The sequence below is a fragment of the Nonomuraea sp. NPDC003804 genome (assembly GCF_040610675.1).
In the GTDB taxonomy this organism is placed as follows: Bacteria; Actinomycetota; Actinomycetes; order Streptosporangiales; family Streptosporangiaceae; genus Nonomuraea.
Genome location: NZ_JBEXMT010000031.1, coordinates 101,812 through 128,685, shown reverse-complemented (window position 1 = coordinate 128,685; position 26,874 = coordinate 101,812). Strand labels below are relative to the sequence as shown.

Here is a 26,874-nt window from a genome sequence, read left to right as displayed (position 1 = left end):
CTGCTGCGCAGGCTGCCGTCCCTGGAGCTCGCCGTGCCCGTGGAGGAGCTGGAGCGCGTGGAAGGGCTGGCGGTCGGCGGGCTGCGAGAGGTCCCGGTCCGCTGGTGACCCGGCACCGCCGTAACCGCCCCGGAGAGAGGAACCAGGTATGAAAGTGACCGTGGACGAGGCCAAGTGCTGCGGCGCGGGCCAGTGCGTGCTGATCGCTCCTGAGGTGTTCGACCAGCGCGACGAGGACGGTGTCGTCGTCCTCCTGGAGCCCGAGCCCGGCGAGGACCAGCACGCCCTGGTGCGGGAGGCCGCCGCCGTCTGCCCGGCCGCCGCCATCGAGCTGAGCGAGGAGGCCTGAGCCTGCGGCCGGCTTGATCTCGTCCGGCATCGTGGACGGCCCGAGCCGATGATCGTGCGCAGGCGCGCAGGCCGCCATCGGCGCGTCGGCCGTCCGCACCCGCTGCGGCCGGGCCTGGCGGTCTTGCGCCTACGGTCACCTTCCGGCTCCGTGACGCCCCCGGTTGAGGCTGTCTGGTGGCCACGGCCCCTCCGGGGTTCGGTCCGTCCAGCGGCCGGACCCTGCGTCAGGACCGCCGGGGCGGTGCGAGAGACTCCAGGCAAACGGAGCGGGCAGGGTGGTGGCGCGTTGCGGGAATCCGCGTGGCGTGAGCTGATGCTGGAGCGTGGACCGGTCGGGCGCTGGCGCTCGGCCCTGGGTACGGCGGCCGTGCTCGTCGGCGAGGAGGTGGTGTTCACCGCGGACGGGACGGGCCTGTTGCGCTCGTACTCGGCCCTCTTCGGCGAGGACGAGCCGCTTGCGTTCCGGTGGCGGATGGAGGGGCGCGCCCAGGTGCGCATCCTCCTCGTCGGCCCGGAGGAGGAGGGCGAGGAGGACGACGAGGGATTGGTTGTGACCATGGAGTTCCGCCGGCACGATACCGACACCGGCGCCACCACGGTGCTCGCCGAGCCCGGGCGTGATGCCTTCTGGCCGGCGACCTGGCCGCTGGAACCGGTCGCGGAACCGCCAGGAGGCGCGTAGCCAGTCATCGTCAGTCATCGTCAGTCATCGTCAGTCGTCGTCGGTCGTCGTCGGTCGTCGTCGGTCACTGTCAGTCGCCGTGGCCGGTGGCCGGCGCGGATGGCCGCGGGCTCGCCGGCGAGGCGGATGTCGTGGGTGATACCGGCGTCGTGGGTGAGGCGGGTGCGGGCGAGGCCGGGGACGCGGGCAGGACGAACTCGTGGTCGGGCGTCACGACGCGCGTGACGGCCTGCCCGACGAGGGTGCCGGGTGCCACGCCCTCGTACCGGATGTCGGTGTTGACCAGGGCGACCAGCGTCGCCCGCGCCTCGGGCAGGTAGATCGTCAACGACTCGTAGCCGGGCAGCGAGCCGTTGTGCCCGACCCAGCCGTGCACGGTGAAGATGCCGAGGCCGTAGCCGGTGCCGGGGATTCCCGTCGGGCCCATGGCGAGCCGTTCGGCCTGCGTCTTGGGCGTCAGCAGCGTGCCGGTGGCCACCACGCGGGCCCACGTGCGCAGATCGGGCAGGTCGGAGATCATCGCTCCCGCGGCCCAGCCCCAGGAGGGGTTCCAGTCGGTGGCGTCCTCGACCTCGCCCGAGGCGGTCTGCCTGGTGTAGCCGTGGGCGTGCGGGTTCGGGAAGGCGGCGCCGGACGGGAAGACGGTGTGGCGCAGGCCGGCCGGCGCCACGACGTTCTTCTCGACGAACTCGGGCAGGGGGCGTCCGCCGATCTTCTCCACCACGAGTCCCAGCAGGATCGTGTTGGTGTTGCAGTAGGCGAACGTCTCGCCGGGCTGGAACTGCACCGGGTGCTTGAAGGAGTAGGCCAGCAGTTGCCGCGGGGTGAAGGGCCGTTCCGGGTCGGCGAGGAAGGCTTTGACGAAGGCGTCGTCCTCGGTGTAGTTGAACAGTCCGCTGCGCATGCCCGCCAGGTGGCGCAGGGTGATGCGGTCGCCGTTCGGGACTCCGTCCACGTACCTGGCGATCGGGTCGTCGAGGCCGAGCTTGCCCCGGTCGACGAGCTGGAGCAGGGCGGTGACGGTGAAGGTCTTGGTCTCGCTGCCGATCCGCATGTACAGGCCTGGGCTCATGGCGGCACCGCTCGCCTTGTCGGCGACGCCGAAGGCCCGCACGTACGACCCCTTGCCGGGCGCTGACAGCCCGACGATGACGCCGGGCACCCCGGCCTCTCGCATGACCTGCCGGATCGCGGTGTCCAGGCGCGCGGCGACGGCAGGGGTCAGCTCGGGGAAGTCGGCCCGCTGTGACGGGCCGGGAACCATCGCGGTCACGAGCGCGGGGATCGCCCCGGCGGGCGCGGTGGAGGCGGGGAAGGCCAGCAGGCCGGCCATCGCCAGCCCTGCGCAGGTTCCGCGCCGAAGCGCCCGTGACCACCTCATGACAGGCCTCCCGCCGCACGAGGACGACACTCCCCTACCAGCCTAGGCGTCCCCGACCCTCGCCCGCCCCGAAGTGGCGCTCTCACTGTTGGCGGTGAGTTGACCACTCTGGGTAAGAGCCATGTGATCGATGGGGGTATCACCCCGTCCGGGTCGCCGCTCAGGCGATCCCTTCACCACCGGCGGACCCTGGCGGCGCCGCCGGTCGATCGCGAGGGAGCTTCGCGTGGCAGTCATCTCCGATGGCATCTACAAGATCGAGTTCACCCCCGAGCAGCAGCTCACCGCACTCGAGCCCAGGCCGGGCGGCCACCTCTGCCTGCTGCCGCCGGACTCCGGCTACGGGCAGACCTGGCAGGTGAGCAGCGACGGCAACGGTTCCCACACGATCCGCGCCACCGACTCCGAGCTGTACGTGAGCTTCGACGGCGACCCCGACATGCACGAGCTGGCCCTGGTGCTGCCCGAGGCCCGCCCCTGGCGGCTGGCCCCGGCGGCGGAACCCGACACGTTCGTCATCTCCGTCCCCGCGACCCCGATGCGTCTCGGTCTGAGCCTGCTGCGGATCTTCCCGCCCCGGGTGGCGCTGGCGCCCGACTTCGGCGACCCGTACCAGGCCTGGACCTTCATCAAGACCGGCTGAGCCTGCTGACCCGCCGCTCCGGAGGCGGCATTCCGGGTGACGCGGCGGACGCCTGTCAAGGCGCCCGCCGCGTCACCCGACGGCGGTTCAGGGACGCCCCCGCTCCGCGCGGGAGGGGCGGGGCCGCAGGCCGTGCTCGAGGATCTCCAGGCTCCGCCCGATCTCGGCGTCCACCGCACCGGCATCGATGCGGCCGTCGATGGCCAGCGTGGACAGGCCGTGCACCAGGCACCACAGCGTCACCGCGACCGTGACGGGGTCTCCCGGCTCCACCTCGCCCGCCTCCTGCGCCAGCGCGACGGCGTCGACCAGGATCGCGCAGGTCCGGTCGTGGGCTTCGGTCAGTTCGGCGTACTGCGCGCGGGCCGTGATGCCCGTGCCCATCATCAGCCGGTACAGCTGCGGGTTGGCGACGGCGAAGGCGGCGTAGGCGCGCACGAGGTCCTGCACCGCGGGCAGCGTGCCCGTGCCGCGGGGCGCAGCGCGGACCTGACGCTGGAGTTCGGCGTAGCCGTCCATGGCGACGGCCACGAGCAGGGCGTCCTTGTCGGGGAAGTGCCGGTAGGGAGCGGCCGAGGAGACCCCTGCCCTGGCCGCGGCTCCCCGCAGCGTCACCTCGCTGGCCCCGCGCTCCGTGAGCAGCTGCCTGGCCGCCGTCATGAGGGCGCGACGCAGGTCGCCGTGATGGTAGGCCGGCTTGGCCGTCACCGCGCCGCCGTCCTGGCCCTGGCCCGGGGTGCGGCGGCGCCGGCCACGGCGGCGAGGGGCAGGAACAGCCACAGCCCGCTGACCGGGTAGAGCAGCGCCGACAGCCCGAGGAGCGCGAGGTAGGGCGCGACGAACCCGGGCACCTGCCCGGTACGGCGCCGCGCCCACAGCACGAGGTGTCCGGTCAGGAGCATCGGCACGCCCGCCACCATGAACCAGAACCACGTCTCCGTCACCGAGCCGTCCGGCGCAGCGCCGAGCACGCCCTGGCCGATGAGGCGCCGGACGGGCTCGCCCGCGATCGCCAGGCCGTACCCGAGATGGAGCAGGCCCGTCGCCAGCAGAGCCGGACCGAGCAGGCGCGCCCACAGGCCACCAAAGTTAGCAGTGTTCACATCCAGCCAAGTTAGCGGCGTCAACATCAGGCGGCAACCCCGGCCGGGAAGCTCACTCCGGCTTCCGCCGCCCGAATGCCCGCCGGACGTCCTCGGGAGCGTGGTCGAGCGCCGCGGCGTCGGGTTCGGCCGCCGTGACGTGCGGGAGATGGACGACGACGTCGAAGGCGTCCAGCGGGCGCTGGCCGGAGTAGAAGGCGCCGATGCCGGCCCGCTGCCGGGAGACCGCCCGCACGGCGTCGGCGTCGCAGGGCGACAGCCGTCGCAGGTCGACCGCGAAGGGGCCGTCGTGGCTGGCGGCCATGAGCGCGTCGAGGCTGCCTGGCTCGGGGTCCTGCATGGCCGTGAAGAGCGTGCCGGTGTAGAAGTCCGGGCCGGTGTTGAGGATCCGGCCGGTCCCGGTGGTGGTGCCGATCGCGAGATAGTCCTGGCCCAGCCGGTCGGCGAGGTGCATGCCCATCGGGGTCATCGGCGGCATGCCGGGCAGGGCGTTCGGCCGCCGCTGGATGTGGCCGTTGTGGGCGGCGAGGACGATCCGGTCCTCCCTGCGCAGGATCCACTCGACCGTGTCCGCGATCGCGGCGTCGCGGTTGTCCATCGCGGCCTGCTGGTCGCCGCGCGCCAGCGCGCGGACGACGGTGTCGAGGGTGACCGTGATGCGCAGCACACGGAGCGCGTGCTCGTAGGCGTCGGCGGTGGTCCGCCGCTGGTGGTCCAGGCGCCGGGCGGTCATGCGCGCGGCGAGGTCGGCCAGGCCCGCCGTGAGCGCGTCCCTGGTCGCGGGGGCGAGGCCGGCGTAGGCAGCCAGGGCGGCGGGCGCGGAGAACGCGGACGGCGCCGCGAGGGCCACGGCCGTCTCCCTGACGCCGGGGTCGAGCCGGAAGTCCGGGTCGGCCCGCTCCAGGTAGGCGAGCACGGCATCCAGGCCGGGCAGCAGGGAGACCATCGAGCCGGGCAGGTCGATGCCGTAGAAGCCGACGGGGCGCGCGGCCGTGCGGTTGTGCTCCCGCATCCACCGCAGGTGGGCGCCCATCTGGGTCCACAGTCCCATCAGCGAGGTCATGCCGTTCGCCATCACCTGGCCGAGCCGTTCCCCACCGCCTCGGATCCAGGCGTCGACCTGCCATCCTTCGGTGAATCCGGTCTCCATCGCGTAGGCGCCGAAGCTGTGCCGTTCGACCAGGTAGCGCAGCAGGCGGTGGCGCAGCTCGTAGAACTCGCGGTTGTAGTGCGCGCTCTCGCCGATCGCCACCACGCGCGCGTCGCCGATCGCCTCGTCCAGCCATGCGAGGTCGTCCAGCGGCTCGGCCGGATCGAGCGTGCGCAGCCCCAGCACCGCCTCGTCGCTGAGCCGGGTCGTCACCGCGGGGTTCGTGGTCATGCCGGATCCCTTCTGCCATTTCCAATTTTGGGAACGGTACCAGATATGGGAACGTACGGTGATGGACACCCTCGACCTGCTCCTGCACCCGGTCCGGCTGCGCATCGTGCACGCCATGTCCGGCGGGCACGCCCACACCACCGCCGAGCTGTGCGCCGTCCTGCCCGACGTCCCGAAGACCACGGTGTATCGGCACGTCGGCCTCCTGGCCGAGGCCGGGGTGCTGGAGGTCGCCGGCGAGCAGCGCGTGCACGGCGCCGTCGAACGCCACTACCGGCTGCGCCGCGACCGGACCGTGATCGACGCCGACGCGGCCGCGTCGATGTCCCTGGACGACCACCGCCGGGGCTTCACCGCGGCCATGGCCACGCTGCACGCCGAGTTCAACGCCTACCTCGACCGGGACGGCGCCGACCCGACCGCCGACCTGGTGGGCTACCGGCAGCTCGTCCTCTGGCTCAGCCACGACGAGCTGGCGGAGTTGATGGGCGAGTTGCGCGAGGTCTTCGCGAAGCGGTGGGGCAACGGGCCCGCGCCGGATCGCCGCCCCCACCTGGCGAGCGTGATCGTGTTCCCGGCCGAGCAGCCGCCGCGGGACGGCGTCGACGGGCCGGGCGACCACCACGCCGATCGCTGAGCGCCCCACCGTGCCGGTGCCGTGGCAGCCGGCGCGGGAGGCGGCGGTTGACCACCGGGGCCGGGGTGTACGGCCGGCTCCGCGCGCGGCCCGTCCCCTCGGCGCCGGCCGCCCGCCTCAGGGCAGCAGGCTCTCCACCACGTCGGCCGCCCGCCCGGCCCCGCCCTCGGCGCGTACCTCCGCGCGCAGCTCCGCCGCCCTGCGCGCCACCGCCGGGTCGGAGGTCAGCTCCAGCAACGTACGGCGCAGCAGCCCCGCGGTGGCCTCGGCCGTGTCCACCCGTCGGGCGACGCCCAGCTCCACCAGCCGGTCGGCGTTGTCGAACTGGTCGACCGCCTGCGGCACGGCGATCATGGGCACGAGAACACACTGGCCGCGGGTGGAGCGCACGGGCGCGCCGGGCAGCCGCTCGCCCGGTGCCGGCCGGGTGAGCCGCGGCTGCCCGGCCGGCACCGCGGTCGTCGCGTGCGACCGGTCCGGCTACTTCCAGAAGTCGAGCCGGTGCGCGGCGGCGTAGTCGATCGGCCGGATCGCGCCCGGCGCGAGCGACTGGGTGCCGTGGGCGAGCCTGCGCCAGACCGGCAGCCCGTGGCCGTTGGGCGAGCCGGTGCGGGCGAAGTTCGTCCAGTACCCGACCATCTGCTCCGACAGCCTTTCCTGGGCGGGGCTCAGCCGGGCCTTCTCTTCCGGGAAGAGGTACGGCAGGTCACCGGCGTGGTAGGCGCCCCAGTCGAAGTCCACCTGCAGCGGCAGGAACATCGGCGCCTTGCGGTCGGCGAACTCGTAACCGTAGACGGGCACGTGCCTGGCGAGCAGGGTGTTCTGCTCGTGGGTGCCGCGTGCCCAGATCCTGTCGGTCATCACCGCCGCCCACGCCTGGCCGGGCGTGGCGTGCTCCGACAGCGGATACCTGCGCATCACCCGGTCGGCGTCCTTGCCGAAGGCGGTCTTGAGCAGCGTGCCGTACTGCTCGGCGGTAACCGGCTTGCCTGCCGCGTCATAGGTCATCCCCACGAAGATCCGGTGCTCGTCCCTGGTGGCGCCGGCCAGCACGGGAACCCGGTGGAAGCGGCCCTTCCTGATCGCCGTGGACGGCAGCTCGGGAAGCACCCTGTTGCCGTAGGCGTACACCTGGAAGGCGTTCATGATCTGCGGCACGTCGAGGATCTTCTTCACCGGCAGCGCGCGCAGGCACGCCAGATCCTGGCAGCCCAGCCTGGCGGCGTACTGCTTGCCGACCGCCTCGGCGTCCCCGGCGCTGCGCCAGGCGAAGGTCGGCAGGGCGGGCATGCCAGGGACCAGGCTGCCCGCCGGCATGTCCATCATCGTCTCGCCGCTCTGCATGGCCACCCGCTGGAACAGGCCCTTGGCGCCGGGTGAGGTGAGGTGGCCGCCGATGGCGAGCGCGCCGAAGGAGACGCCGAACGCGGTGACGTTCGACGGGTCTCCGCCGAAGGCGGCGGCGTTGCGCCTGACCCAGCGCAGGGCCTCCTGCTGGTCCTGCAGGCCGTAGGTGCCCCCGTCCTTGAGGCCGGGGTAGCTGAAGCCGTTGAACACGCCGAGCCGGTAGTTGATCGTCACGACGACGACGCCGCGGGAGGCCAGCTTGCGGGCGTCGGAGAAGTGCCCGCCGCCGACCGCCCCGTCCCCGTGGATCCACACCATGACGGGACGGTCGCGTCCCGGCTCGCGAGGGGCGGTGACGTTGAGGACCAGGCAGTCCTCGGTCGTGCTGGAGATCGGGGCGTAGGGGGAGCCGACCTGCGGGCACAGCGGGCCGGGCCGGGTCGCGTCCTTGACGCCGTTCCAGCGCCCGGCGGGCCTGGGGCTCTCCCACCGGCCCGCGGTGGCGTACGGGATGCCCTGGAAGATGCGGTGCTGGTCGGTCACGACGCCGCGCACGGCTCCGGTGTCGGTCGTGACGACGGCACCGTCGGACGGCCGCTGCGCCGGGCCGGTGCCCGTGACCATCCCGGCCACGGCGAGTGTCGCAAGAAGGATTCGCATGCCTCAACGCTGCTGGATCCCGCTCCGGCCCAGAAGATTCATCGATCCTCGATGATCCAGGACGAACGTCCCGGGACCCGGGTCCTCGCCGTCGTCGCCGCCGCGCTAGAGCTGCGGGATCTCGATGCGCACGGGTTCTGTGATCGCGGGGGGTTCTCCGGGATGGGCTCCGGTGAGCAGGGCGGCGACGGTGTAGAGATTCCACGCCAGCGCGGGCTGTTTGATGACAGGCTCGGAGAAGAAGGCCTTCAATTCGTCGCCTCGCACGAGGGAGGCCAGAGCATCAGCTCGTTCGAGTACGAACTGTCCGAGAAGCGCGGACAGGTGCGGGCCCGGGCTGGTACGCCAGTTCCAGCTGCTTCCACGCTTGGCGACCGGCGGTGCAGGAGTCGTCATGGAGGGCTTGCGCTGCCACCATCTGCCGGGTGACTCCGCCTTCCCGGCTTGGAAACGCCAGGGTTTCCCGTCGAGCTCGATCTTCTGCAGACCTGGAGCGAGCCGACTGGTCAGCTCGTAGACGACTTCTTCCGAATGGCGCCACCGCTGGTCGAGCGACAGCGCCTCGGTCACCACGCGATTGTCGAGAAACGGCTGAATCGGATCTCCACGCCGCAGCGAACCGACCCTTGCCGCAGCATGCCAACGTCCTACCCGGTATGTGACATACAGGTGGTCGAGCACCTCCCACGGGTTCTCACCGACCCTTCGCAGCCAAGGCGCCGCCAACTCGCGCGCGTGCTCATTCGCCTCGTCGGTGAAGAGCGGCTCGTTCTTGAGGAAGAGGTCATCGACCCTGCGACGCATTGCCTTGTCAGTGGTCTGCCCCTGGCTGTACAGGAAACCGCCCCTGAGGATCTCACCGCTCTGCCCGGACATGGTGGGCATGGTGGAGTACGGCCGGTAGTCCACGATGCTCTCGTAGGCGGAGGTCATGCCTTCGCAGGCGCGGATCACCTCATAGGCGCGCACGCTCGGGTGCGGGACGAGTACGGCGTCCTTCGCCTCGCTCTGCACCGGCGGGATGACCGTATGGTCGATACGCAGGTGAGCCGCGATCGTCCTGGCGATGATCACGTCCGGGTGAGTGTCAAGCCCGTTGGTGGTCGCGCGGAAAGGGACGCGGCCCGCGTGCAGAAGCGCGGCCATCAGGCGACTGTCGCGCCCACCCGTCAGCGCCAGATTCACCGATGCGGAGGCGGTGCTCAGTGGCTCGACGGCGGCGACGAGAGCATCACCTAGCCGGCTGATCGCCCTGCGTTTGGCTCTCGCCGAGGTCGGCATCGGTTCGGCCGGTGGCAGCGAACGCGTGAGGACGGACCGGCGACGGCCCTTCACCGTGACGATGGAGGATGGCCCGAGTGCCGTCACCCCTCGATAAGGGGTCTCATCGGACAGGAAGTATCCCTGGCGGATCATGGTTTGAAGGGCGACCTCGTTCCAGTCGACTTTTCCGTTGTTTGCCACGAGGTGCAGGTGCAGAGCACGGGTTCCCACCAGGTGCAGGTCCTCGTTCTCGGCGTAGAAGACCGGCAGGGCCCTGGTGCTTGCGGTGGCGGCCTGGATCTCCTGTTCGGCCACCCGGATGACGGAGAAGCATCCGGAGAGGTCCGCCGTCACATCACGCAGGACGGGCGCTTGAGTGAGGAGCCGCACGTCCCGCTGCGAAGCGACCGTGCCGCTTATCCCCAAGCCGTCGCGGTTCTCCCGCACGATCAACGGCGGGCGCCCATCGGCGCCTTCCTCGTTGGACCAGGCAAGCAACGCCGTGTCCGCGCACACCCACTCGGCGGCGTCGACGGTTTCCAACGGCACGGGAAAGACGTCACCGAGAAGCGAGCGAGCCAGAGCGAGATGTCGGCTGAGATCCACGCCTGGACGCTTCGCGGTCATGGCCAGGTATACGCGCATGCAGTTTTCCTCTCTGGCCGGCCTCTGGCCGGGCAAGGGTGGCGGCGTGGGCGAACCGGACGGTAAGCCCCAACACCTGCGCGACGGCGAACGCACGACGGCGCCACCCGCATCGCCTCGCGCGAAGAAGGCACCACCTCCTGGGCATGCTCCGCTTTCCGCCTGTGCGAAGGCAACGGCGGGCGCCGTCATGGGAGGACTCCTTTGCGGATCTGCCTGATCCGCGTACGCGAGGTCGGCCGATGAGGCCGCCTGCCGGGTTCTTGATGTCTGAACTGCGAGGCGTCCCCGCCCGAGAGTGGCGGGCGGGCACGGCCTCACCGGTGTCTTGTCGTCAGCCCCGGAAAGGGTTCACGCCACCGCGGGTCCCGGCGAAAAGCGCCGCCCGTGCGCGGGAGATCCTTGGCCTGGACATCGCCGGTCTGGACCTGGCCAACAAGCGCGCCCGCGTGGTCCGCAGGGGCGGCGACACAGCGTTCATCTTCTGGCAGTCCGGCACCGCCCGGCTGCTGCCCCATCTCCTGGCCCGCCGCCGAACCGGCCCGGATTTTCTCACCGACCGGCGGCCCGGGCCCGCGCGCACTCCCGCCGCGGCGGATCTGCGCCCTGACGCCGGGCGTGCCTGGCACCAGCAAGCGCTCAGCGCTGACCAGCACAGCATCAACATCGCCGGCGGTCAGGCGAATGAGTTGAACACTCTCGACGGCGACCGTGATCTACGCAGAGCTACGTGGCAGCTGGGGGCGCGTTCGGGAGAAGACCCCCAGGAACGGGCGACGACAAGCCCCGTGCCGCGCCGAAGCGGGCGGGCTTCGGCGCGGCGCGGGCGCATGCCGGTAGGTCAGCCTTCCAGGATCCAGGAGTTCCACGCAGTCTGGCCGGAGCCGCACTTCACATACACCGACCCGTCGCCGGACTGAGCCGGAGACGTGTAGTGATAGAGGCTTCCCGCGCTGTTCTTACACTGAAGCCGGAGGTACCACGTGCCCACGTAACCGCCGCTGCACGTGCCCTTGGCGTTGGTCGATCCAGTCCACGTGTAGCAGCTCGCGGCCAACTCGGCCGCGGGGTCTGCGCCGGGGTCGGCGAACGCCGCCTGCGCGGGAGCTGCGCCGAGAAGGGCCAGCGTGATCCCGCTGATCGCTGCCGCACTCTTGAGCTTCACGATGTGGACTCCTTCAGAATCGGATCAGGACGAATGTCCTTGATCATTTAATCTGAAGCTATAACGATCATGACGGAAAGGACAGTCTTGATCATCTTCTGCTGTTCGTGATAAATGATCAAGCTGTCGGGCCCGTGAACGGCTCTGAACGCGGTTCACGTCCTCCAGCAGAGCAGGAAGGGCATCCGCAGGCGACGCCTCGCCGTACGGCTTCACGATCACGGGCACCGGGGCCGATCTCCGCTCCGGCCCGGCCCGCGCCGTACCGAGGCGCGTGCACGCCTGACGGTCACTGGCGGGCCCTCCGCTCGGGTCCGTGTCACCGGGCGCGAAGCAGCTGCGAGTGATGGGGAGTTCCCGGCCGGGTTGACGAGGTCAGTGGGACGAGGCGGGGATGTCGCGGACGCTGATCCTGCGGCGGAAGACCCAGTAGGTCCATCCCTGGTAGAGCAGCACCACCGGCAGGAAGACCACCGCGACCCAGGTCATGATGCCGAGCGTCTTCGGTGTCGCGGCCGCGTTCTCGACGGTCAGGCTGTAGGCCGGGTTGATCGTGGACGGCAGGACGTCGGGGTAGAGGACGGCGAACAGGCTGATCACCGCCACGCCGATGGCGACCGCCGAGAACAGGAACGACCAGCCCTGACGTCCTCTGGCGATGGCGGCCAGCGCGCCGGCGAAGGACAGGACGGCCAGGGCGGCCAAGATCACCGTGCCGGCCTGGCCGCCCGCCAGCTGCGTCCAGGTCAGGAAGACCACCGCGAGGACCGCCGCCACCACGCCCGTCCGCAACGCCACCCCGGCCGCCCGCCCGCTGATCTCGCCGGTGGTCTTCAGGGCCACGAAGACGGCGCCGTGCGCGGCGAACAACGCCAGCGTCGTGAGCCCGCCGAGCAGGGCGTACGGGTTGAGCAGGTCCCAGACCGTGCCGACGTACTCGTGTCGGGCGTCGAGCTTCACGCCGCGCACGATGTTGGCGAACGCGACGCCCCACAGCAGCGCGGGCACGAACGACCCCGCGATGATGGCCGCGTCCCAGCGCCGCCGCCACGTCCGCGAGTCTCGCTTGGCGCGGTACTCGAAGGCCACCCCGCGCACGATCAGCGCGAGCAGGATCAGCAGCAGCGGCAGGTAGAACCCGCTGAACAGCGACGCGTACCACTCGGGGAAGGCGGCGAAGGTGGCGCCGCCCGCGGTGATCAGCCACACCTCGTTGCCGTCCCACAGGGGGCCGATCGTGTTGATCATCACGCGGCGTTCGGTGTCGTCCCTGGCGATGACGGGCAGCAGCATGCCGACGCCGAAGTCGAAGCCCTCCAGGACGAAGTAGCCGACCCACAGGACGGCGATCGCCACGAACCAGATGTCGGTGAGCTCCACTGTCCGATCCTCCTAGTAGGCGAACGACATCTCGCCGCCGTCGCGCGGTTCGCTCTCGTCGACGTCGGGCGGGGCCACCCTGGCGTACTTGATCATCAGGCCGGCCTCCACCGCGGCCAGCACGCCGTACAGGGCGGTGAAGGCGATCAGCGAGGTCAGCACCGTGCCGGCGCCGACGCTGGGTGAGACGCCGTGCAGGGTCCTCATCTGGCTGAAGACGATCCACGGCTGCCTGGCCATCTCGGTGAAGATCCAGCCGAAGCTGTGGGCGAGGAAGGGCAGAACCACCGACCAGACGGCGGCCCGCCAGACCCAGTCCTTGCCGCGGATGCGCCGTCCGCGGGTCAGCCACAGGACGGCGACCGCCACCGCGGCCGCGAGCAGGCCGAACCCGATCATCAGCCGGAAGCTCCAGTAGGCGACCGGGATGTAGGGGCGGTAGTCGCCGGGGCCGAATCGCTTCTGGTACTCGGCCTGGATGTCGTTGACGCCCTGGACCTTGCCGTCGAACGAGCCGGTGGCCAGCTGGGACAGCAGGCCCGGGATCTCCAGCGAGAAGATCGGCTGCGTGCCGTCGAGCGTCCCGATGGTGAACAGGGAGAACGGCGCCGGCTGCTGGGTCTCGTAGAGGGCCTCGGCGGCGGCCATCTTCATCGGCTGGGTCTGCGTCATGATCTTGCCGAGCAGGTCGCCGGAGACCAGGCCGCCGAGGGCGCCGATCAGCACCACGACCGCGCCGAGCCGCAGCGACGGGCGGAAGACGTCGACGTCTCTGTGCCTGGCCAGATGCCAGGCGGAGACGGCCATGAGGATCACTCCCCCGGCCAGCCAGCAGCCGAAGACCGTGTGCGGGAAGGTGGCCAGCAGGACCTTGTTGGTCAGCACGGCCCCGAAGTCGGTCAGCTCGGCGCGGCCGTCGACCTTGAAGCCCACCGGCCACTGCATGAAGGAGTTGGCGGCCAGGATGAAGTAGGCCGACACGATCGTGCCGATCGCGACCACCCAGATGCACGCGAGGTGCACCCGTTTCGGCAGCCGGTCCCAGCCGAAGATCCACAGCCCCAGGAACGTCGACTCCAGGAAGAAGGCCAGCAGCGCCTCCAGCGCGAGCGGGGCGCCGAAGATGTCACCGACGAACCTGGAGTAGGAGCTCCAGTTCATGCCGAACTGGAACTCCTGCACGATCCCCGTCACCACGCCCATGGCGAAGTTGATCAGGAAGAGCGTGCCCCAGAACTTGGTCGCCCGCAGGTACGCCTTCTTCCCCGTGCGCACCCAGGCCGTGTTCAGGATGGCCACCATCAGCGACATCCCGATCGTGACGGGCACGAACAGGAAGTGGTACACGGTGGTGATCCCGAATTGCAGGCGCGCGAGATCCAAGGCATCCATGGGATGACTCTAAGTGTCCGATCGTGTTCCTATTGTCATGGCGCGCCGGGATCGCGAGCGGGGCGATCACCGCGATCGCGCCTCCACCCCCACCCTGCCGACACTACCCGAAGGGCACCGCTCGGGACCCTGGCTCATTTCGCTATGTTGCGCAGGTCGACGTCGTCGAAGTCGACGCTCACGTCGGCCGCGCTGTCGACCAGGAAGATGAGGCGCACCATGCCGACCTGCTTGCCGCGGGCCGTGGCGGGGATCTCGCAGTCCAGGCGCAGCGGCGTCCAGGCCCCCGTCGGGCGCAGGGTGATGACGGGCGAGCGGACCGAGCTGCCGGTGATCGGCGTGCCGTTCTGCTCCAGCAGGTCGAGCGCCAGCTGCACGCTCGCGCGCGTGCCGGCGGGCGCCCGGTAGGTGGCGGTCAGGCGGGCCAGCCCGGGCTCGATGTCGATGACCTGGCTGGGGCCGCCCCAGCCCTGACCGGTGACCCGCAGCACCGCCTCGCCGGGCGGGCGGGAGATGGCGCGGGTTCCGGTGGAGCGGTCGAGCAGCTCCCACGGGGCCAGCCCGTCCTCGAAGGAGGGGTTTCGCACGAGCGACGGCGCCGGCACGCCGCGCAGGATGAGGGCGGCGTAGGGGTGTTCGGCGGCCAGGGCGCGGGCCCGGTCGGTGACCGGGCCGCCGTCCGGCTCGCGCATCCGCAGGTAGTCCACCAGCGTCCAGTACTCGCCGGGGTTCCAGCCGGTCCAGGTCAGGTTCGGGTGGGAGGCGGGGTTCATCTGCAGCACGAGCACCGGGTCGCGGGAGAACTCGGTGATCAGCGCCTGGCGGCGGGCGGCCAGGTCGAGGCGGCGTTGGAAGGCCTCGACGCCGCTTTCGAGGAGGGCGAGCGCGGCGGCCTGGTCGGCGGGGGCCTGGACGGGGCGGGGGTAGCTGAGCGCGGAGGCCTCGAAGAACTCGAAGGCCCGCCGCATGATCGTCGCCCTGGCTCGTTGCGCGGGCGTGACCGTGGCCGAGACGACCGAGTCGAGCAGGCTACGGCTGCGCTCCAGGTCTGCCTCCTCCACCAGGTCGAGGTACTGCGGCAGGTTGAAGGTCTGGTAGGTCGCCTCGGGCAGGAACCAGGGCGAGCCGGGCACCCGCTCGGTCCAGAACCGCTCCCACAGCGCGAAGTAGGCCGACAGGGTATCGGCCGCGGCGGTGCCGACCGCGCGCTCGCACCACTCGCGGTTCAGCCGGTCGACGTCGGCGCCGGCGTTCCACAGCAGCTTGGCGGTGATCCAGGGCTTGGGGCCCTCGCCCCAGTTCGGGTACAGCTCGGCGTAGTGGGCGACGACGCCCTTGGCCTTGGCGTACCGGAGGGTCTCGGCGTAGCGGCGGGAGAACATCCGCGGTAACAGGTACGGCGCGCCGTACAGGTAGTCGTAGAAGCCGAGCCGCTCGCAGACCGCCAGCCACCGCTCGGTCAGCGCGTGCCCGTCCGCCTCGACCGCCGGATCGACCCACGCGTACCGGTCCTGCGTCAGGAACGGCACCACCCTCGGGTGCAGCGGGAAGGCGGGCGGCGTCTCCAGCGTGCGGTAGGCCAGCAGGCCGAAGTCCTTGCCGGGGTGGCGCTCCAGCACGCGGCGCACGACCTCGTTGACCCAGGCGTAGTAGGCGGGCACCGGGTCGGTCTCGGCGAAGCCTTCGCCGTCGTTGACGCCCAGGGAGAAGGAGCGGGCGGCGGGGTTGGCGGCGAAGTACTCCAGGATGCCGGTGACGGCCGCGTCGATGGTGCCGGGCACGGAGAAGGCGGGCTGCCAGCCGGTCAGCTTGCCCGGCGCGGGCGGCCTGCCGCCCGGATAGTACTCGGGGTGGGTCTGGCCGTACCTCTCGACGGGGAACAGGGTGTGCAGGTTGTGGTGGAAGGCGATGGGTTCGGTGCCGACGCCCTGCATCCTGTTGCGCTGCGCCCACTGCTGCTGCAGCGGGTACCTGGCGTCGCGCAGCGGGCTGAGCGAGCGCTGGGTGAAGGCCGGCTGCTCGTACACCTGGACCACGGGGATCCGCAGGGCCGCCAGCGCCGGCACGTCGTCGCCGTCAGGGCCGGGCAGCAGCCACCGGACGCCGACGTAGCGTTCGAGGAACTCGCGCACGCCGTTGGCGGTGCCCGCCGCGCTCGGGCCGGCGACGGTGACGGTGCCCTGATAGATCCTGATCACGAATCCGTCGGGGTCGAGCCCGGTGAGCAGGCGTGGTACGGCGGGGTCGGGCCCCGGCCCGCCCACGTGGATCGGGGTGAGCCCGGGCGCGGCCGAGCGGGGCAGGCGGACGCCGGTGGCCCGCTCGACGTAGGCGACGAGCTCGTCGGCGAGGGCTTCGGCGCCGGGAGCGGCGATGACGGCGGCCCTGGCCGTACCGGACAGGACGACGGGCAGTCCCTCCTCGGGCAGGAGGGCGGGGACGAGGGGGATGGCCCCCATGAGGCCGAGCAGCTGGCGACGGTTCATGGCGACTCCTATCGAGGACCTAAGACATAGGACATACCCTCGCCGTGACGCCCGTCAATGCCGGGACCATAACGGCATAACGTGCGCGCCGTTATCGGGCCCGCGAAGGTTATAAACGGCACGACATAGTGCATACCAGGCGATAAGGTCCTCCCTCGTGACTCTTTCTCATGACGTGGCCGGTGATGGCCCCGCCCTCGTACTGCTGCATTCCGGAGTGTGCGACCGGCGCATGTGGGATCCGCAGTGGGCGGCTCTCCTCGATGCCGGCTACCGGGTGATCCGCTGTGACTTCCGCGGCTTCGGCCGATCACCGATGCCCGACCGCCCCTACAACAACGCCGATGACGTGGCCGACCTGCTCGGCCACCTCGGCGTCGAGCGGGCGGCGCTGGTCGGATCGTCCTTCGGCGGCCGGGTCGCCCTGGAGGTCGCGGCGCGCTGGCCGGACACCGTCACCACGCTGGCGCTGCTGTGTTCCGGCTCGCCCGAGCTGGTGCCGGGCCCGGCGCTGCGGTCCTTCGCCGAGCAGGAGGACGCGCTGCTCTCCGCCGGCGACGTCGACGCAGCCGTCGAGCTGAACCTCGCGACGTTCCTCGGCCCGGAGGCCGACGGCGCGACACGCGAGAACGTCCGCCTGATGCAGCGGCACGCCTTTGACGTCCAGATGGCAGGCGGCGAGGAGTTCGGGCAGATCGCGGCGGAGATCGACCTGTCGGCGATCACGGCTACGTGCCTGGCCGTGTCCGGCGGCCGGGACCTGCCGGAGTTCCGCGAGATCGCCGCCGGCCTGCCGGGCCTGCTGCCCCGCGCCCGCCACGTCGAGCTGCCGTGGGCCGCCCACCTGCCCAGCCTGGAACGGCCCGCCGAGGTGACCGCCCTGCTGCTGGACTTCCTGCGCGCCTCCGACTAGGGCTCTCTGCGGGCGCCGGACAGCGCGACGGCCGGCCCCGCCTCGACGGACAGGGAGCAGCGCGGCCCCTCGGGATCCGTCCCGAGGGGCCCCGAGGCTCAGGCGCCGGCCAGCGCCGCGGCGGCCAGCAAGGTGGCCGCCAGACCGCCCGCCACCACCAGGGCGGCCGCCGCCAGCGGCAGGCGCAGGCTCACCGCACGCACCCAGGGCCGCGCCGCCGCCCCTGCCAGCACGTCCCGCCCGCGCAGGACGGCGAGGCCGACACCGGCCAGCGTGAGCGCCAAGCCCACGCCGAACGCCGCCACCATGGCCAGCGCGAGCGCCGCCCTGCCGGTGATCAGGCCGGTGAGCAGCAGCAGGAACGCCGAAGGCGAGGGCAACAGCCCACCGGAGGCGCCGATCGTCACGATCCCCCTCCAGGTGAGCAGGGAGGCACCCGACCCCTCCCCATGACCGTGGCCGTGCCCATGTCCATGGCCGTGACCATGCCCGTGACCGTGCCCATGGCCGTGGCCGGGGGTGCGGCGGGCGCGGAGGTGCCGCAGGAGCAGGCCCACGCCCACCCCCAGCACGATGAGCGCGGCCACCAGCTGCAACCACGAGGTCACCACACCCAGATCCGGCGCCGCGTCCATCGTGATCCACCACCCGACCGCCAGGACGCCCACCGACACCGTGTGCATGACCGCCACGACCACGCCGAGCAGAAGCGCGTCCCTGGCCCTGCCGTTGCCGCCGACCAGGTAGCCGGCCGTCAGCGTCTTGCCGTGACCCGGCGCGCAGGCGTGCGCGGCACCGGCCACCAGCGCCACCAGCAGGGCCAGCGGGAGCACCACATCCGAGGTGAGCAGCGACGACAGCTCCGCCGTCCAGACCGCGGCCGGGCCCGCCGAGACGGGCACGCCCGACCCGCCGTCGAGCGCCAGCGGATGGGCGGGAGCCGTGGCCGTGTGGAGCGCGCCGTGTCCGGCCGGGGTGGTGGACACCGTCCGGTAGTTCGCGTTGACGTCGGTCAGCGTGGTGATCGTCAACGTCACCGTCCCGACCTTCGCGGGGCAGCGGAAACGCAGGACCGCCCCGGAGGTGGCAAGAGCGTCGGTGCGGATCGTCGTCACCGGGCACGCCCTTCCCGCCTGCCCCACCGTGATGCGCGCGCCGAGGTAGTCGCGGACGGCGCCGGCCACCGGCCCGTCCCGCCAGGCGGGCCCGCCGCCCGGCGAGGACGCGGGCCCGGCGGAGGAGGGCGAGGACGGAACAGCGGGAGGCGGCGTGCGCGTCCCGGTGGAGGAGGGCGAAGGCGCAACGGCGGGAGGCGGCGTGCGCGTCCCGGTGGCCGCCGCGACAAGGGCCGCGAGGTCGTCCTCGGCCGCCGACCAGGTCACCTCGACCGCATCGCCGTCCGCGGTGACCTTCGCCACGAGCGGCGGGCCGAAGGGGTGCGCCCACCCCTGGCCCGCCGCTCCCAGCAGGACCGTCGCCGCCATGCCCGCCACCGCGAGCAGGCGGACCAGGACCCGTCGTCCAACCACGGTCACCGACCGGAACCGCCGCGCGGCTTCCTGGCCACCAGGGCGTGGACGGAGCCGTCGTCGGTCAGCGCGTACAGCACGTTCCCGCTCACCGACAGCGCCGAGGCCACACCCCCGCCCAGGTTGTACTCGGCCAGCTTCCGCCCGCTCGCCCGGTCCAGCGCCACGACGCGCCCGTCCCAGGTCGCGGCGTACACCACGGACTCGGTCGCCAGGGCGTGCATGGCAGGCGAACCCGGCCCCGCGCCCGCGCACCCGGCCGCGACCCGCCACTTGTCGTCCATCGGGCTCTCACCCGGCAGGTACCCGAGCGGCGTCTCCCACACCGGGGTCGCCGGCGTCGCCGAGGCCGTGTCGTAGGCCCTGACCACGCCGTCCATGCTGGCCACGTACGCCATCGCACCCCTGGTGGCGGGGCTGGTCACCGGCGGAGGCCCGGGCTCGCACGTGCTCGAGGTGCCGAGCTTGGCGTGCCAGACGACCTTGCCCTGCGCCTGCACGTCATGGCCGCGGACGCCCGACATGGTCGCCGTCACCAGCCCCGCGTCGGTCAACACCGGGGAGGACTGGCTGAACAGGTCGCCGCCCGTGTCGACGGAGGACTGCTGCGTGCAGGTGGCCAGGTCCATCGCGATCAGCGTCTGGCTGGACCCCGAGTGCAGGTAGGCGGTGGTCGAGCCGGGCCGCCGGACGGCGACGCTGTGGTACTCGCCCCAGCCGCCCGGCGCGGCGAACCCGCCGGGCAGGCGGGTGCCGGTCCTGGCGTCGCGGCAGCGCACGCCGTCCCACTCCTGGTAGACCGCCACGCTGCGGCCGTCGGGCAGGTCGAACACGCTCACGGGGCCACCGGCGCGGCCGTAGCGGCGCACCGTCGACCCGGTGACCTGCTCGGCGTCGATCGTCTCCCAGACCACCTTGCCGGTGCGCGCGTCGAGGGCGTAGACGCGGCCGACACCCGTGGTGAGGTACACCTTGCCGTCGTGAACGGTCGGGTAGGACTCGGCGTCGCCGTCCAGGTAGGTCCGCCACCTCTCGGCGCCGGTCCGCGCGTCGTAGGCGAGCATCATGCTGTACGGCGAGTCGAAGGCCTGCGAGGCGACGATCACCTTGCCGTCCCACACGGCGGCGCCGTTGAGGTGGAACTGCTCGCCGGTGCTGGCCGCCCAGCGCAGGTCGAGCGTGGCGCCCGGGTCGTCCTCGGCCGACGAGCGGCCCTGCTCGTCGCCGCCCTGCCTGGTCCACTCCCGGCCGGGCGACGGCATGCCGAGCCGCGGCTGGCCGCTCACCGTGAAGGTGGTCGTGACCGCCGGCCAGGTCGCCCCCGCCGTGTCCTTGACCACCAGCTCCGCGGTGTAGCTGCCGGGCAGCAGGCCGGTGACCCGCTCGCTCACCCTGGTCCACGACACGTGCGCCTGCGGGCACGGCTCGGCCGTACCGCCCGGCGGGGTGTAGCAGTTGACGATGCCCTTGGGCGAGGTCGCGCGGCCGAACGGCATCGCCTTCTCGTGCCAGACGGTTTTGCCGTGCCGGCGCAGGGTCAGCGAGGCGGTCGCGGGGGTGCGGCCGTCGTCCTCGGCGTACACCTCGACGGGCACGCCCGACCGGGCGCTGTGGACGCTGTCCTGGGCGGGGCTGACCAGGGCGACGTCGTCGTCGACCTCGAACTGGCGGCGGGTGCCGGTGATGTAGCCCTTGTCGTCGCCGGTGACGCCGCTGAAGTCGAGCACCTTGTAGTCGGGCCTGGCGGCGTCGATGCCGTAGGTGCCCATGTTGTTGACCTCGACCGACCTGGCGAACGCGCCGCGCCGGTACTCGGCCTGCTGGTTGTGACCCGCGGCGAACATCCGCACGTCGTACTTGGCCAGCTCGTCCACGGTCGGCTGCATGCCGGCGCCGGGGCCCCAGCGGGTGAACAGCGAGCGGTGGGCGAACACCAGCACCTGCTTGCCGGTGGCGTGCCTGCGCAGGTCCTCGCGCAGCCAGGCCAGCTGCGGGGCCAGGCCCCTGGCGTCGTAGTTGTCCTCGAGCACCACGACGTGCCTGCCGTTGCGGTCGAAGCTGTACCACTCGGGGCCGAGGTTCCTGCGCCAGTACTCCAGGCTGCCGCCGTACCCGGTGGAGGTGGCGGTGCCACCGACGTCGTGGTTGCCGATGACCGGATAGAACGGCATGCCGAGCCTGCCCTTGCGCAGGCCCTCACGCAGCAGGTCGTAGCCGCCCTGGCGGCGCGGCTCGGCGGCGTAGTCGGTGACGGTCAGGTCGCCCGTGGTGATCGTCATGGTGGCGCGGTGCACCTCGGACATCGCCTCGACGTGCCCCTGCCACTGTGGGAGGGCGGTCCTGGCCTCGGCGTCGGTGCGGTTGCCCACCTCGACGTCGGAGACCATCAGCCACTTCTCCTTGGGGTCGGCCGCGTTGGTGTCGGGCACCAGCGCGAAGTCGAGCCGCTGCCCGTCCTTCGCCTCGCGGAAGAAGGTGGGCACGTAGTCGTCGCGCAGCACCGGCGTGTAGCCGTCCGGCGAGACGACGGAGACCAGGTCGGTCTCCCTGCGCGCCCGGTCGACGGTCAGCGTGTAGCCGCCGTCGGCGCCGGTGGTCGCCCAGACCGCGCCGTCGGTGACGGACACGTTCGGCAGCCCCTTCTCGCCCTGGTCCCTGACGCCGTCGGCGTCGCGGTCGGCGAAGACCACGCCCTCGACGGTCACCGGCTCGGCGGCCGCTCCGGCCAGCGTGAACGTCACGGGCGCGGCGAGCGGGTCGTAGCCGTCGTTGGCCAGGAAGTGCGCGCTCCACACGCCTTCCCCGAGCGCGGCGGTGGACAGGGTGACGGTGCCTGAGGCGAGCGGCGCCCTCACCCAGGTGCGGGAGGCGACCTGGCCCGGCTTGTCGGCGGCCGCGTACAGGCCGACCCAGTTCAGCGCGCCCGGTTTGTCGGTGGTGTAGCTGAAGGTGACCGGCTGGCCGGCCTTGGGGTTGGGGGTGGTCAGCGCCAGGGTGCCGGCGGCCTTCGCGGAGGGCGTCCCGCTGGGGGAAGGACTCGCGGCCGGCGCCTCTGTCGTCGCCTCGGCTGTTGCCTCTGTCGTCGCCTTCTCCGTGCCCTGCCCGGGGTCCGCGAGCGCGGCGCCGGGGGCGAGCACGACCACGGCCAGCACCGCCGCGACGGCCGTACCGACGGCCCGCCTCGGCGTGCGCCGGTCCGCCGGCCCGGAGCCCGGCAGGCGGCTGCCCGCCCGGCCCGTACGGCGGCGCAGCGCCGCCACCGCCACCGCCACCGCCACCGCCACCAAGCTCAGCGCAAGGACGAGCGCCAGGACCAGGAGGACCACCGTGAGCCGGCCGGGGCCGGCCGCGTGCGCGCCGGCGGCGTCGACCACGGGCAGCTCGGCCGTCACGTTGACGGTGGTGCCGTCGAACTCGGTGATGATCTCCGACAGGCCGCCGGACTTCAGCACGGCGCCCAGATCGAGCCTGTCCACCGCGCACGGCCACGCGAGCTCGATGACCACCCCGTCCGGAATGCCGCCGGTGTCGCCGGACACTCCCTGCGCGGTGACCGGACAGCCGCCCGCGAGCAACCCCTTCGCCCAGGCGCCCGCCTGGCCGGGAGTGACGACATCCTTGTGCACAACCAAGCGACCGCTTGTTGAACTGGATGTGGCGTGCACGACGAGCTCGGCATGCTGCCTGCTGAGATGTGCCGCAGCCGGAGCTGCGACGACCAGCGAGCCGATCACGGCGGCGATTAACGCACAGAAGATCCGGACGGCATTAAATGTGTGATATGGCCTATATTGCATGCCGACTAAGCTAGACAAGTTGCCTGCCGCCGGACGAGCACCGGCAACGATGTTCACCCACCCGCCCCAAGAATTCACCCGCCGTCACCCCCTGGACCACGCGCCGCCGGCAGCCCGGGACAACGCCGTCCATGCCCTGCGGAGCAGCGTCAGCGCACCCGACATGGGCCGGGTGGCTGTGCAGCAGTTGCTTTGTCCGTCATCCGCCGGGGTGCGGCGGTGCGGCGGGTATGCGCACGGCGACGCTGAGCCCGCCGGCGGGACGCGCGGTGATGGCGAGTGTTCCGTGTCGAGAAGGGTCTGTGTGATCGCCAGCGGGGTGCGCAGCTCGTGGGAGGCGTTGGCTGCGAACCTCTGCTGCTCGGCGCCCTACTCACTGTCCCCTCCCCCGAAACCGGCGCCGGACGCCGTGCCGATGCGGTACCCGACGCCGGGCACCGTCGCGATGACCCAGGGTTCGCCGAGCCGCTTGCGCAAGGCCGAGACCGTGATGCGCACGGCGTTGGTGAAGGGGTCGGCGTTCTCGTCCCACGCCCGTTCCAGCAGCTCCTCGGCGCTGACGACACCGCCTTCGGCGGCGACCAGCACCTCGAGAACGGCGAACTGCTTCCTGGTCAGCGCGACGTACCGCCCGTCCCGGTAGACCTCCCGGCGGAACGGATCCAGCCGCAGACCGGCGATCTCCCGCACGGGCGGCCTGCTGTGGGCGCGCCGACGGTCGAGCGCCCGGAGCCTGAGCACGAGCTCTTTGAACGCGAACGGCTTGGTGAGGTAGTCGTCGGCGCCGAGCTCGAAACCCGAGGCCTTGTCGTCGAGCCGGTCGGCGGCGGTGAGCATGAGGATCGGCATGCCGCTGCCGGAAGCGACGATGCGTCGCGCGATCTCGTCACCGGACGGTCCGGGAATATCACGATCGAGGACGGCGATGTCGTACGGATTGACACCCAGCAACTCGAGAGCGGTCTCGCCGTCACCGGCGATATCGGCCGCGATCGCTTCCAGACGTAGCCCATCACGGATGGCTTCCGCCATATAGGGCTCATCCTCGACGATCAGTACGCGCATTCTTCCGATACTACGAACCCGAACATATCGTCGGCGTATCGGAAATCGCATAAGCGCTGGTAACACCACGCTGCCTTGACTGGCGGCATGAGTCTTCAATCACCGGCGCGAGCAGGAGTCGGCCGCGCCCGCCGGCTCGTTGTCGTCGGCCTGGCAGTGGTCGTCGCCGCGATCGTCGCGACCCTCGGTTATCAGCTGGTCTCGTCGTCGGCCATCTCGTTCAGCGATGTTCTCGGCGAGCACCGGGGTGCTGCCGGCGAGGCTGACGGCGTCGTCCCCGACGGCGTGACGGTCTTCGACGACGCGTTCCCGGCTGTGGCCAAGCTCGATCCGGACCTGCTCGAGGCCCTGCGCCGAGCCGCGACCGACGCCGCTGAGGACGGCGTCGAGTTCCACGTCAACAGTGGATGGCGTTCTCCGCGGTACCAGCAACAGTTGCTCCGCGATGCCGTCTCCAGGTACGGCTCGCAAGAGGAAGCCGCGCGGTGGGTCGCCACAGCGGACAACTCCGCCCACGTGTCCGGCGACGCCATCGACATCGGACCCTTCGACGCGACGGCGTGGCTGTCCAGGCACGGCGCCGACCACGGGCTATGCCAGATCTACGGCAACGAATCCTGGCACTACGAACTGCGCCCCGAAGCAGCCGACCGAGGGTGCCCACCGATGTATGCCGACCCCACCGACGACCCAAGGATGCGGCGATGACCAACGCCGTCGGCGTATCCCGTCCCGGTGCCCTTCCACCACCCACCGTGCGGACCTTCCCCGACCGCGGCAGGCAGGCTGCAGAGCGCCGGGACCCGGTTGGAACTGCTGATCGGGCCGTTGACGGGGATCTACGACCCGAACGGGCTGGGAGGCGTGGCGCCGCGCCCCCGGTGCTGGACGTGGGGGTCACCGGGGGTCGGCCGTACATCGTGAGGGGGTTCATCGCGGGATCGCGACCCTCGAACCGGCTCGAACGGCCGCAAAGCGGCCGGCGACCACGACAGGCGCCCGGCGCCGGCCGCGTGGCCGCCGCGTGGCCGCCGCCGGCGCGGCCGGGACGCGCACGCCGAGGAACAGGCCAGGTCGAAGCGCTCAGCCGGTGGTGAAGGGCGGAACGGTGAGCGTGTCGACGCAGGAGGTGTCGTAGCCGCCGGAAGGCTGGTCGAAGAAGCCGACCAGTATCGCGCGGGCGCATGCGGATTGGTCGAACACGGAGTGTCCCAGTCCGGGGAACACCAGGACGCGCGAGCGGGACAGGCCGGTGGCGGCGGCAGCGGCCCACCGCGTTCCGGCGGGCCCGTCGAAGGTTCCCGACATCAGCAGGGCGGGCACGTCGCTGCGGGTCTGGGCCGTCACCCGCCGATCGGCGCGCCCGACGTCCCAGGCCGCGCAGTCGGGGAAGATCCGGGCGACGAACTCCTGCTGTGGCGGCAGCGACAGCACCCGGTCGGGGAAGTCGGGCAGCGCGGCCTGGCCCGCGGCCTGCACCTTCCGGCGGTCGGTGAAGGCCGCCTGCTCGCGGCAGACCACCCCGTAGAACAGGCCCCAGCCGACGAAACCGGGCGGGGAGTTGCCGGCCAGCACCGTCCTGGCCGCGGGCAGGCCGTCGCCGGCGGCCAGGGCGTGCACCGCGGCCGGCACGGTGGTCAGCGCCCAGGGCGGCAGGGCCGCCACCACGACCATGTTGGCCAGCTGGTAGCCGTCGAACACCACGGTGGTGGGCGGGGCTCCCGCCTGGCCGGGCACGGGCACCGTCAGCGGCCGGCGGTTCAGGCGTCGCACGGTGGCGGTGAACTCGGCCCGCAGGCCGGGGTAGGCCGCCTGGCAGGCCGGTTGGGCCGCGCACGCGGCGAACATGGCCTGGTACTGGTCGGCGGCGTTGGGCCACAGGCCTTCCAGGAGGTTGAGGTGGGGTGTGACGACGGAGTCCAGGACCATGCTGCGGATGCCCTGCGGATGGTCGCGCAGCAGTTGCAGGGCCAGATCGCTGCCGTAGGACACCCCGTAGACGTTCCATTCCTTGACGCCCAGCGCCGTGCGCAGATCGGCGATGTCGGCGGCGTTCTCGGTGGTGTTGTACGCCGACAGGTCGTAGCCCGTCCTGGCCAGCCGGTCGCGACAGGCCCGGGTCGCCTCGACACCCTTGCGGGTGGTGTCCGGGTCGGTGGCCACCATCGTGACCGCCCGGCGGGTGAAGGCGTCGATCTCCGGACAGCTCAGGAGCGGCTCGGCGCGCCCCGTCCCCCGCTGGTCGACGAAGACGACGTCCCGGTCGGTGTTGATCGCCGGAGAGAGCCTGGAGACGGTGAAGGCGTCCAGCAGCCCGGACCCGCCGGGCCCGCCCGTCAGCCACACCACCGGGTCGGGCCTGGGCTGCGGCGCGGCGGCCTTGAGCCGGGCCACAGCGATCTTGATGGTGCGCCCGCCGGGCCTGGCGCGGTTCTCCGGCACGGTCAAGTACCCGCAGCTGAACTCCGGCCCCAGCGCGGGCACGCCGGGCAGGGTCGGCGCCGGACACGCCGCCGGGGCGTAGGGCGCCCGGGCGGCCGGCTTCGGCTCCTCGTTCGCGCACCCGGCGGCCCCCGCCGCCAGCAGCACGGCAACGGCGAAGCCTGCCACCGCGCGCAGCCGGCGACCGGCGCGCCCGCTCGCCTTGACGCGTCTGTGGCTCGGCCAGAAGGTCCGCGTTTTCCTGTCCGGCCACGGACAGGTTCTCGACGGGGGTCGCCCGGCGTGCGTGGGCACGTCCGCGTGCCGCGCGGCGCCCCGCCCTGCGCGGCAGCCCGGTTCGCCGTGCCCCGGTTCGCTGTGTCCCGGGCTGCCGGCGTGGACGGACACGGCGTCGGGTGGTGTGTCGGTCATCGTCCCTCCCGGCCGAGCCCGCAGGTCTGCCCGCCGGCGAGCCGGGGACGGCCTGGCGGCCGTCGCTTCCCAGCGGAGGCGTCGATGCCGGTACTGCCGGCGCCGGCGTTCACGCCGTCCGGCCGCAGCGGTCCGGGATGAGCCCACCGGCCGGGGCCGGACCCACTACCCATTAGGCACCCGCCCCTGCGCATCCCGCAA

General features: G+C 71.9%; 20 protein-coding genes and 2 pseudogenes. 6 read left to right on the top strand and 16 right to left on the bottom strand.

Annotation, left to right across the window (positions count from 1 at the left end; all coding sequences use genetic code 11):
* Positions 1-148: 148 nt before the first annotated feature.
* Together ABZX22_RS34940 and ABZX22_RS34935 are read left to right on the top strand one after the other, a co-directional pair.
* Positions 149-349 carry a ferredoxin gene (locus ABZX22_RS34940; RefSeq protein WP_354917836.1) on the top strand — a complete coding sequence of 67 codons (201 nt, stop codon included), beginning with the start codon at positions 149-151 and terminating at the stop codon, positions 347-349.
* 315 nt (positions 350-664) lie between these two features.
* The gene (locus tag ABZX22_RS34935) at positions 665-1,033 is read left to right on the top strand and encodes a hypothetical protein (RefSeq protein ID WP_354917833.1); all 369 of its coding nucleotides are present in this window, start codon (positions 665-667) and stop codon (positions 1,031-1,033) included.
* A 70-nt stretch (positions 1,034-1,103) separates the two neighbouring features.
* Here ABZX22_RS34935 and ABZX22_RS34930 read toward each other — a convergent pair whose 3' ends face one another.
* Positions 1,104-2,414: a serine hydrolase domain-containing protein gene (locus ABZX22_RS34930; protein ID WP_354917830.1), complete on the bottom strand. Its 1,311-nt coding sequence runs from the start codon at positions 2,412-2,414 to the stop codon at positions 1,104-1,106.
* Between the two features lie 226 nt (positions 2,415-2,640).
* Between ABZX22_RS34930 and ABZX22_RS34925 the strand changes: the two genes are divergently transcribed.
* Positions 2,641-3,057: a hypothetical protein gene (locus ABZX22_RS34925; RefSeq protein WP_354917827.1), complete on the top strand. Its 417-nt coding sequence runs from the start codon at positions 2,641-2,643 to the stop codon at positions 3,055-3,057.
* Between the two features lie 87 nt (positions 3,058-3,144).
* On the opposite strand, the gene ABZX22_RS34920 is transcribed toward ABZX22_RS34925, so the two are convergent.
* The 3 genes from ABZX22_RS34920 to ABZX22_RS34910 are packed head-to-tail and all read right to left on the bottom strand — an operon-like array spanning position 3,145 to position 5,541.
* Positions 3,145-3,765, bottom strand: a complete 621-nt coding sequence (locus tag ABZX22_RS34920) for a TetR/AcrR family transcriptional regulator (RefSeq protein ID WP_354917825.1) — start codon at positions 3,763-3,765, stop codon at positions 3,145-3,147.
* Entirely contained in the window at positions 3,762-4,160 is a 399-nt protein-coding gene (locus ABZX22_RS34915) for a DUF6463 family protein (protein WP_354917822.1), read from the bottom strand. The genes ABZX22_RS34920 and ABZX22_RS34915 overlap by 4 nt, the downstream gene beginning before the upstream one ends.
* A 52-nt stretch (positions 4,161-4,212) precedes the next feature.
* Positions 4,213-5,541, bottom strand: a complete 1,329-nt coding sequence (locus ABZX22_RS34910; protein WP_354917820.1) for an erythromycin esterase family protein — start codon at positions 5,539-5,541, stop codon at positions 4,213-4,215.
* A gap of 61 nt (positions 5,542-5,602) precedes the next feature.
* Here ABZX22_RS34910 and ABZX22_RS34905 point away from each other — a divergent pair, with 61 nt between their 5' ends.
* Complete coding sequence (locus ABZX22_RS34905) at positions 5,603-6,178, top strand: helix-turn-helix domain-containing protein (protein WP_354917817.1); 576 nt, start codon at positions 5,603-5,605, stop codon at positions 6,176-6,178.
* A 117-nt stretch (positions 6,179-6,295) separates the two neighbouring features.
* Here the strand turns inward: ABZX22_RS34905 and ABZX22_RS34900 are convergent.
* The 7 genes and pseudogenes from ABZX22_RS34900 to ABZX22_RS34870 all read right to left on the bottom strand — a co-directional run.
* Positions 6,296-6,538 (bottom strand): annotated as a pseudogene (locus ABZX22_RS34900) (glycosyl transferase); the annotation flags it as partial.
* Between the two features lie 120 nt (positions 6,539-6,658).
* A complete protein-coding gene (locus ABZX22_RS34895; protein WP_354917814.1) occupies positions 6,659-8,185 on the bottom strand; it encodes a carboxylesterase family protein in 1,527 nt (508 codons plus the stop codon).
* A 105-nt stretch (positions 8,186-8,290) separates the two neighbouring features.
* Positions 8,291-10,093 (bottom strand): asparagine synthase-related protein, encoded by a 1,803-nt coding sequence (locus ABZX22_RS34890; RefSeq protein WP_354917811.1) that lies wholly within the window; start codon positions 10,091-10,093, stop codon positions 8,291-8,293.
* Between the two features lie 841 nt (positions 10,094-10,934).
* Positions 10,935-11,258, bottom strand: coding sequence for a hypothetical protein (locus tag ABZX22_RS34885; RefSeq protein ID WP_354917808.1), 324 nt, complete (start codon positions 11,256-11,258; stop codon positions 10,935-10,937).
* Positions 11,259-11,633: 375 nt separating this feature from the next.
* The gene (gene cydB / locus ABZX22_RS34880; RefSeq protein ID WP_354917805.1) at positions 11,634-12,638 is read right to left on the bottom strand and encodes a cytochrome d ubiquinol oxidase subunit II; all 1,005 of its coding nucleotides are present in this window, start codon (positions 12,636-12,638) and stop codon (positions 11,634-11,636) included.
* A 12-nt stretch (positions 12,639-12,650) separates the two neighbouring features.
* The gene (locus ABZX22_RS34875; protein WP_354917802.1) at positions 12,651-14,030 is read right to left on the bottom strand and encodes a cytochrome ubiquinol oxidase subunit I; all 1,380 of its coding nucleotides are present in this window, start codon (positions 14,028-14,030) and stop codon (positions 12,651-12,653) included.
* A 134-nt stretch (positions 14,031-14,164) separates the two neighbouring features.
* Positions 14,165-16,516: a DUF4838 domain-containing protein gene (locus tag ABZX22_RS34870; protein WP_354917799.1), complete on the bottom strand. Its 2,352-nt coding sequence runs from the start codon at positions 16,514-16,516 to the stop codon at positions 14,165-14,167.
* A 157-nt stretch (positions 16,517-16,673) separates the two neighbouring features.
* Between ABZX22_RS34870 and ABZX22_RS34865 the strand changes: the two genes are divergently transcribed.
* Complete coding sequence (locus tag ABZX22_RS34865) at positions 16,674-17,429, top strand: alpha/beta hydrolase (RefSeq protein WP_354917796.1); 756 nt, start codon at positions 16,674-16,676, stop codon at positions 17,427-17,429.
* A gap of 98 nt (positions 17,430-17,527) precedes the next feature.
* Here the strand turns inward: ABZX22_RS34865 and ABZX22_RS34860 are convergent, their stop codons facing one another.
* The 4 genes and pseudogenes from ABZX22_RS34860 to ABZX22_RS34845 form a co-directional block, all read right to left on the bottom strand.
* Positions 17,528-18,958, bottom strand: a complete 1,431-nt coding sequence (locus ABZX22_RS34860) for a hypothetical protein (RefSeq protein ID WP_354917793.1) — start codon at positions 18,956-18,958, stop codon at positions 17,528-17,530.
* Between the two features lie 2 nt (positions 18,959-18,960).
* The gene (locus ABZX22_RS34855; protein WP_354917853.1) at positions 18,961-22,584 is read right to left on the bottom strand and encodes a PQQ-binding-like beta-propeller repeat protein; all 3,624 of its coding nucleotides are present in this window, start codon (positions 22,582-22,584) and stop codon (positions 18,961-18,963) included.
* Between the two features lie 459 nt (positions 22,585-23,043).
* Positions 23,044-23,118, bottom strand: a pseudogene (locus tag ABZX22_RS34850) (histidine kinase dimerization/phospho-acceptor domain-containing protein); the annotation flags it as partial.
* 6 nt (positions 23,119-23,124) lie between these two features.
* Complete coding sequence (locus ABZX22_RS34845; RefSeq protein WP_354917790.1) at positions 23,125-23,820, bottom strand: response regulator transcription factor; 696 nt, start codon at positions 23,818-23,820, stop codon at positions 23,125-23,127.
* A 75-nt stretch (positions 23,821-23,895) separates the two neighbouring features.
* On the opposite strand from ABZX22_RS34845, the gene ABZX22_RS34840 reads away from it, so the two are divergent.
* Positions 23,896-24,528, top strand: coding sequence for a M15 family metallopeptidase (locus tag ABZX22_RS34840; protein ID WP_354917787.1), 633 nt, complete (start codon positions 23,896-23,898; stop codon positions 24,526-24,528).
* Between the two features lie 375 nt (positions 24,529-24,903).
* Here ABZX22_RS34840 and ABZX22_RS34835 read toward each other — a convergent pair whose 3' ends face one another.
* Complete coding sequence (locus ABZX22_RS34835; RefSeq protein WP_354917784.1) at positions 24,904-26,430, bottom strand: alpha/beta fold hydrolase; 1,527 nt, start codon at positions 26,428-26,430, stop codon at positions 24,904-24,906.
* Between the last annotated feature and the right edge of the window lie 444 nt (positions 26,431-26,874).

Bases quoted from the DNA above. Each gene is read 5' to 3' on its own strand.
- ABZX22_RS34940 (WP_354917836.1), top strand. From the start codon at position 149: ATGAAAGTGACCGTGGACGAGGCCAAGTGCTGCGGCGCGGGCCAGTGC.
- ABZX22_RS34935 (WP_354917833.1), top strand. From the start codon at position 665: ATGCTGGAGCGTGGACCGGTCGGGCGCTGGCGCTCGGCCCTGGGTACG.
- ABZX22_RS34930 (WP_354917830.1), bottom strand. From the start codon at position 2,414: ATGAGGTGGTCACGGGCGCTTCGGCGCGGAACCTGCGCAGGGCTGGCG.
- ABZX22_RS34910 (WP_354917820.1), bottom strand. From the start codon at position 5,541: ATGACCACGAACCCCGCGGTGACGACCCGGCTCAGCGACGAGGCGGTG.
- ABZX22_RS34905 (WP_354917817.1), top strand. From the start codon at position 5,603: ATGGACACCCTCGACCTGCTCCTGCACCCGGTCCGGCTGCGCATCGTG.
- ABZX22_RS34895 (WP_354917814.1), bottom strand. From the start codon at position 8,185: ATGCGAATCCTTCTTGCGACACTCGCCGTGGCCGGGATGGTCACGGGC.
- ABZX22_RS34890 (WP_354917811.1), bottom strand. From the start codon at position 10,093: ATGCGCGTATACCTGGCCATGACCGCGAAGCGTCCAGGCGTGGATCTC.
- ABZX22_RS34875 (WP_354917802.1), bottom strand. From the start codon at position 14,030: ATGGATGCCTTGGATCTCGCGCGCCTGCAATTCGGGATCACCACCGTG.
- ABZX22_RS34870 (WP_354917799.1), bottom strand. From the start codon at position 16,516: ATGAACCGTCGCCAGCTGCTCGGCCTCATGGGGGCCATCCCCCTCGTC.
- ABZX22_RS34845 (WP_354917790.1), bottom strand. From the start codon at position 23,820: ATGCGCGTACTGATCGTCGAGGATGAGCCCTATATGGCGGAAGCCATC.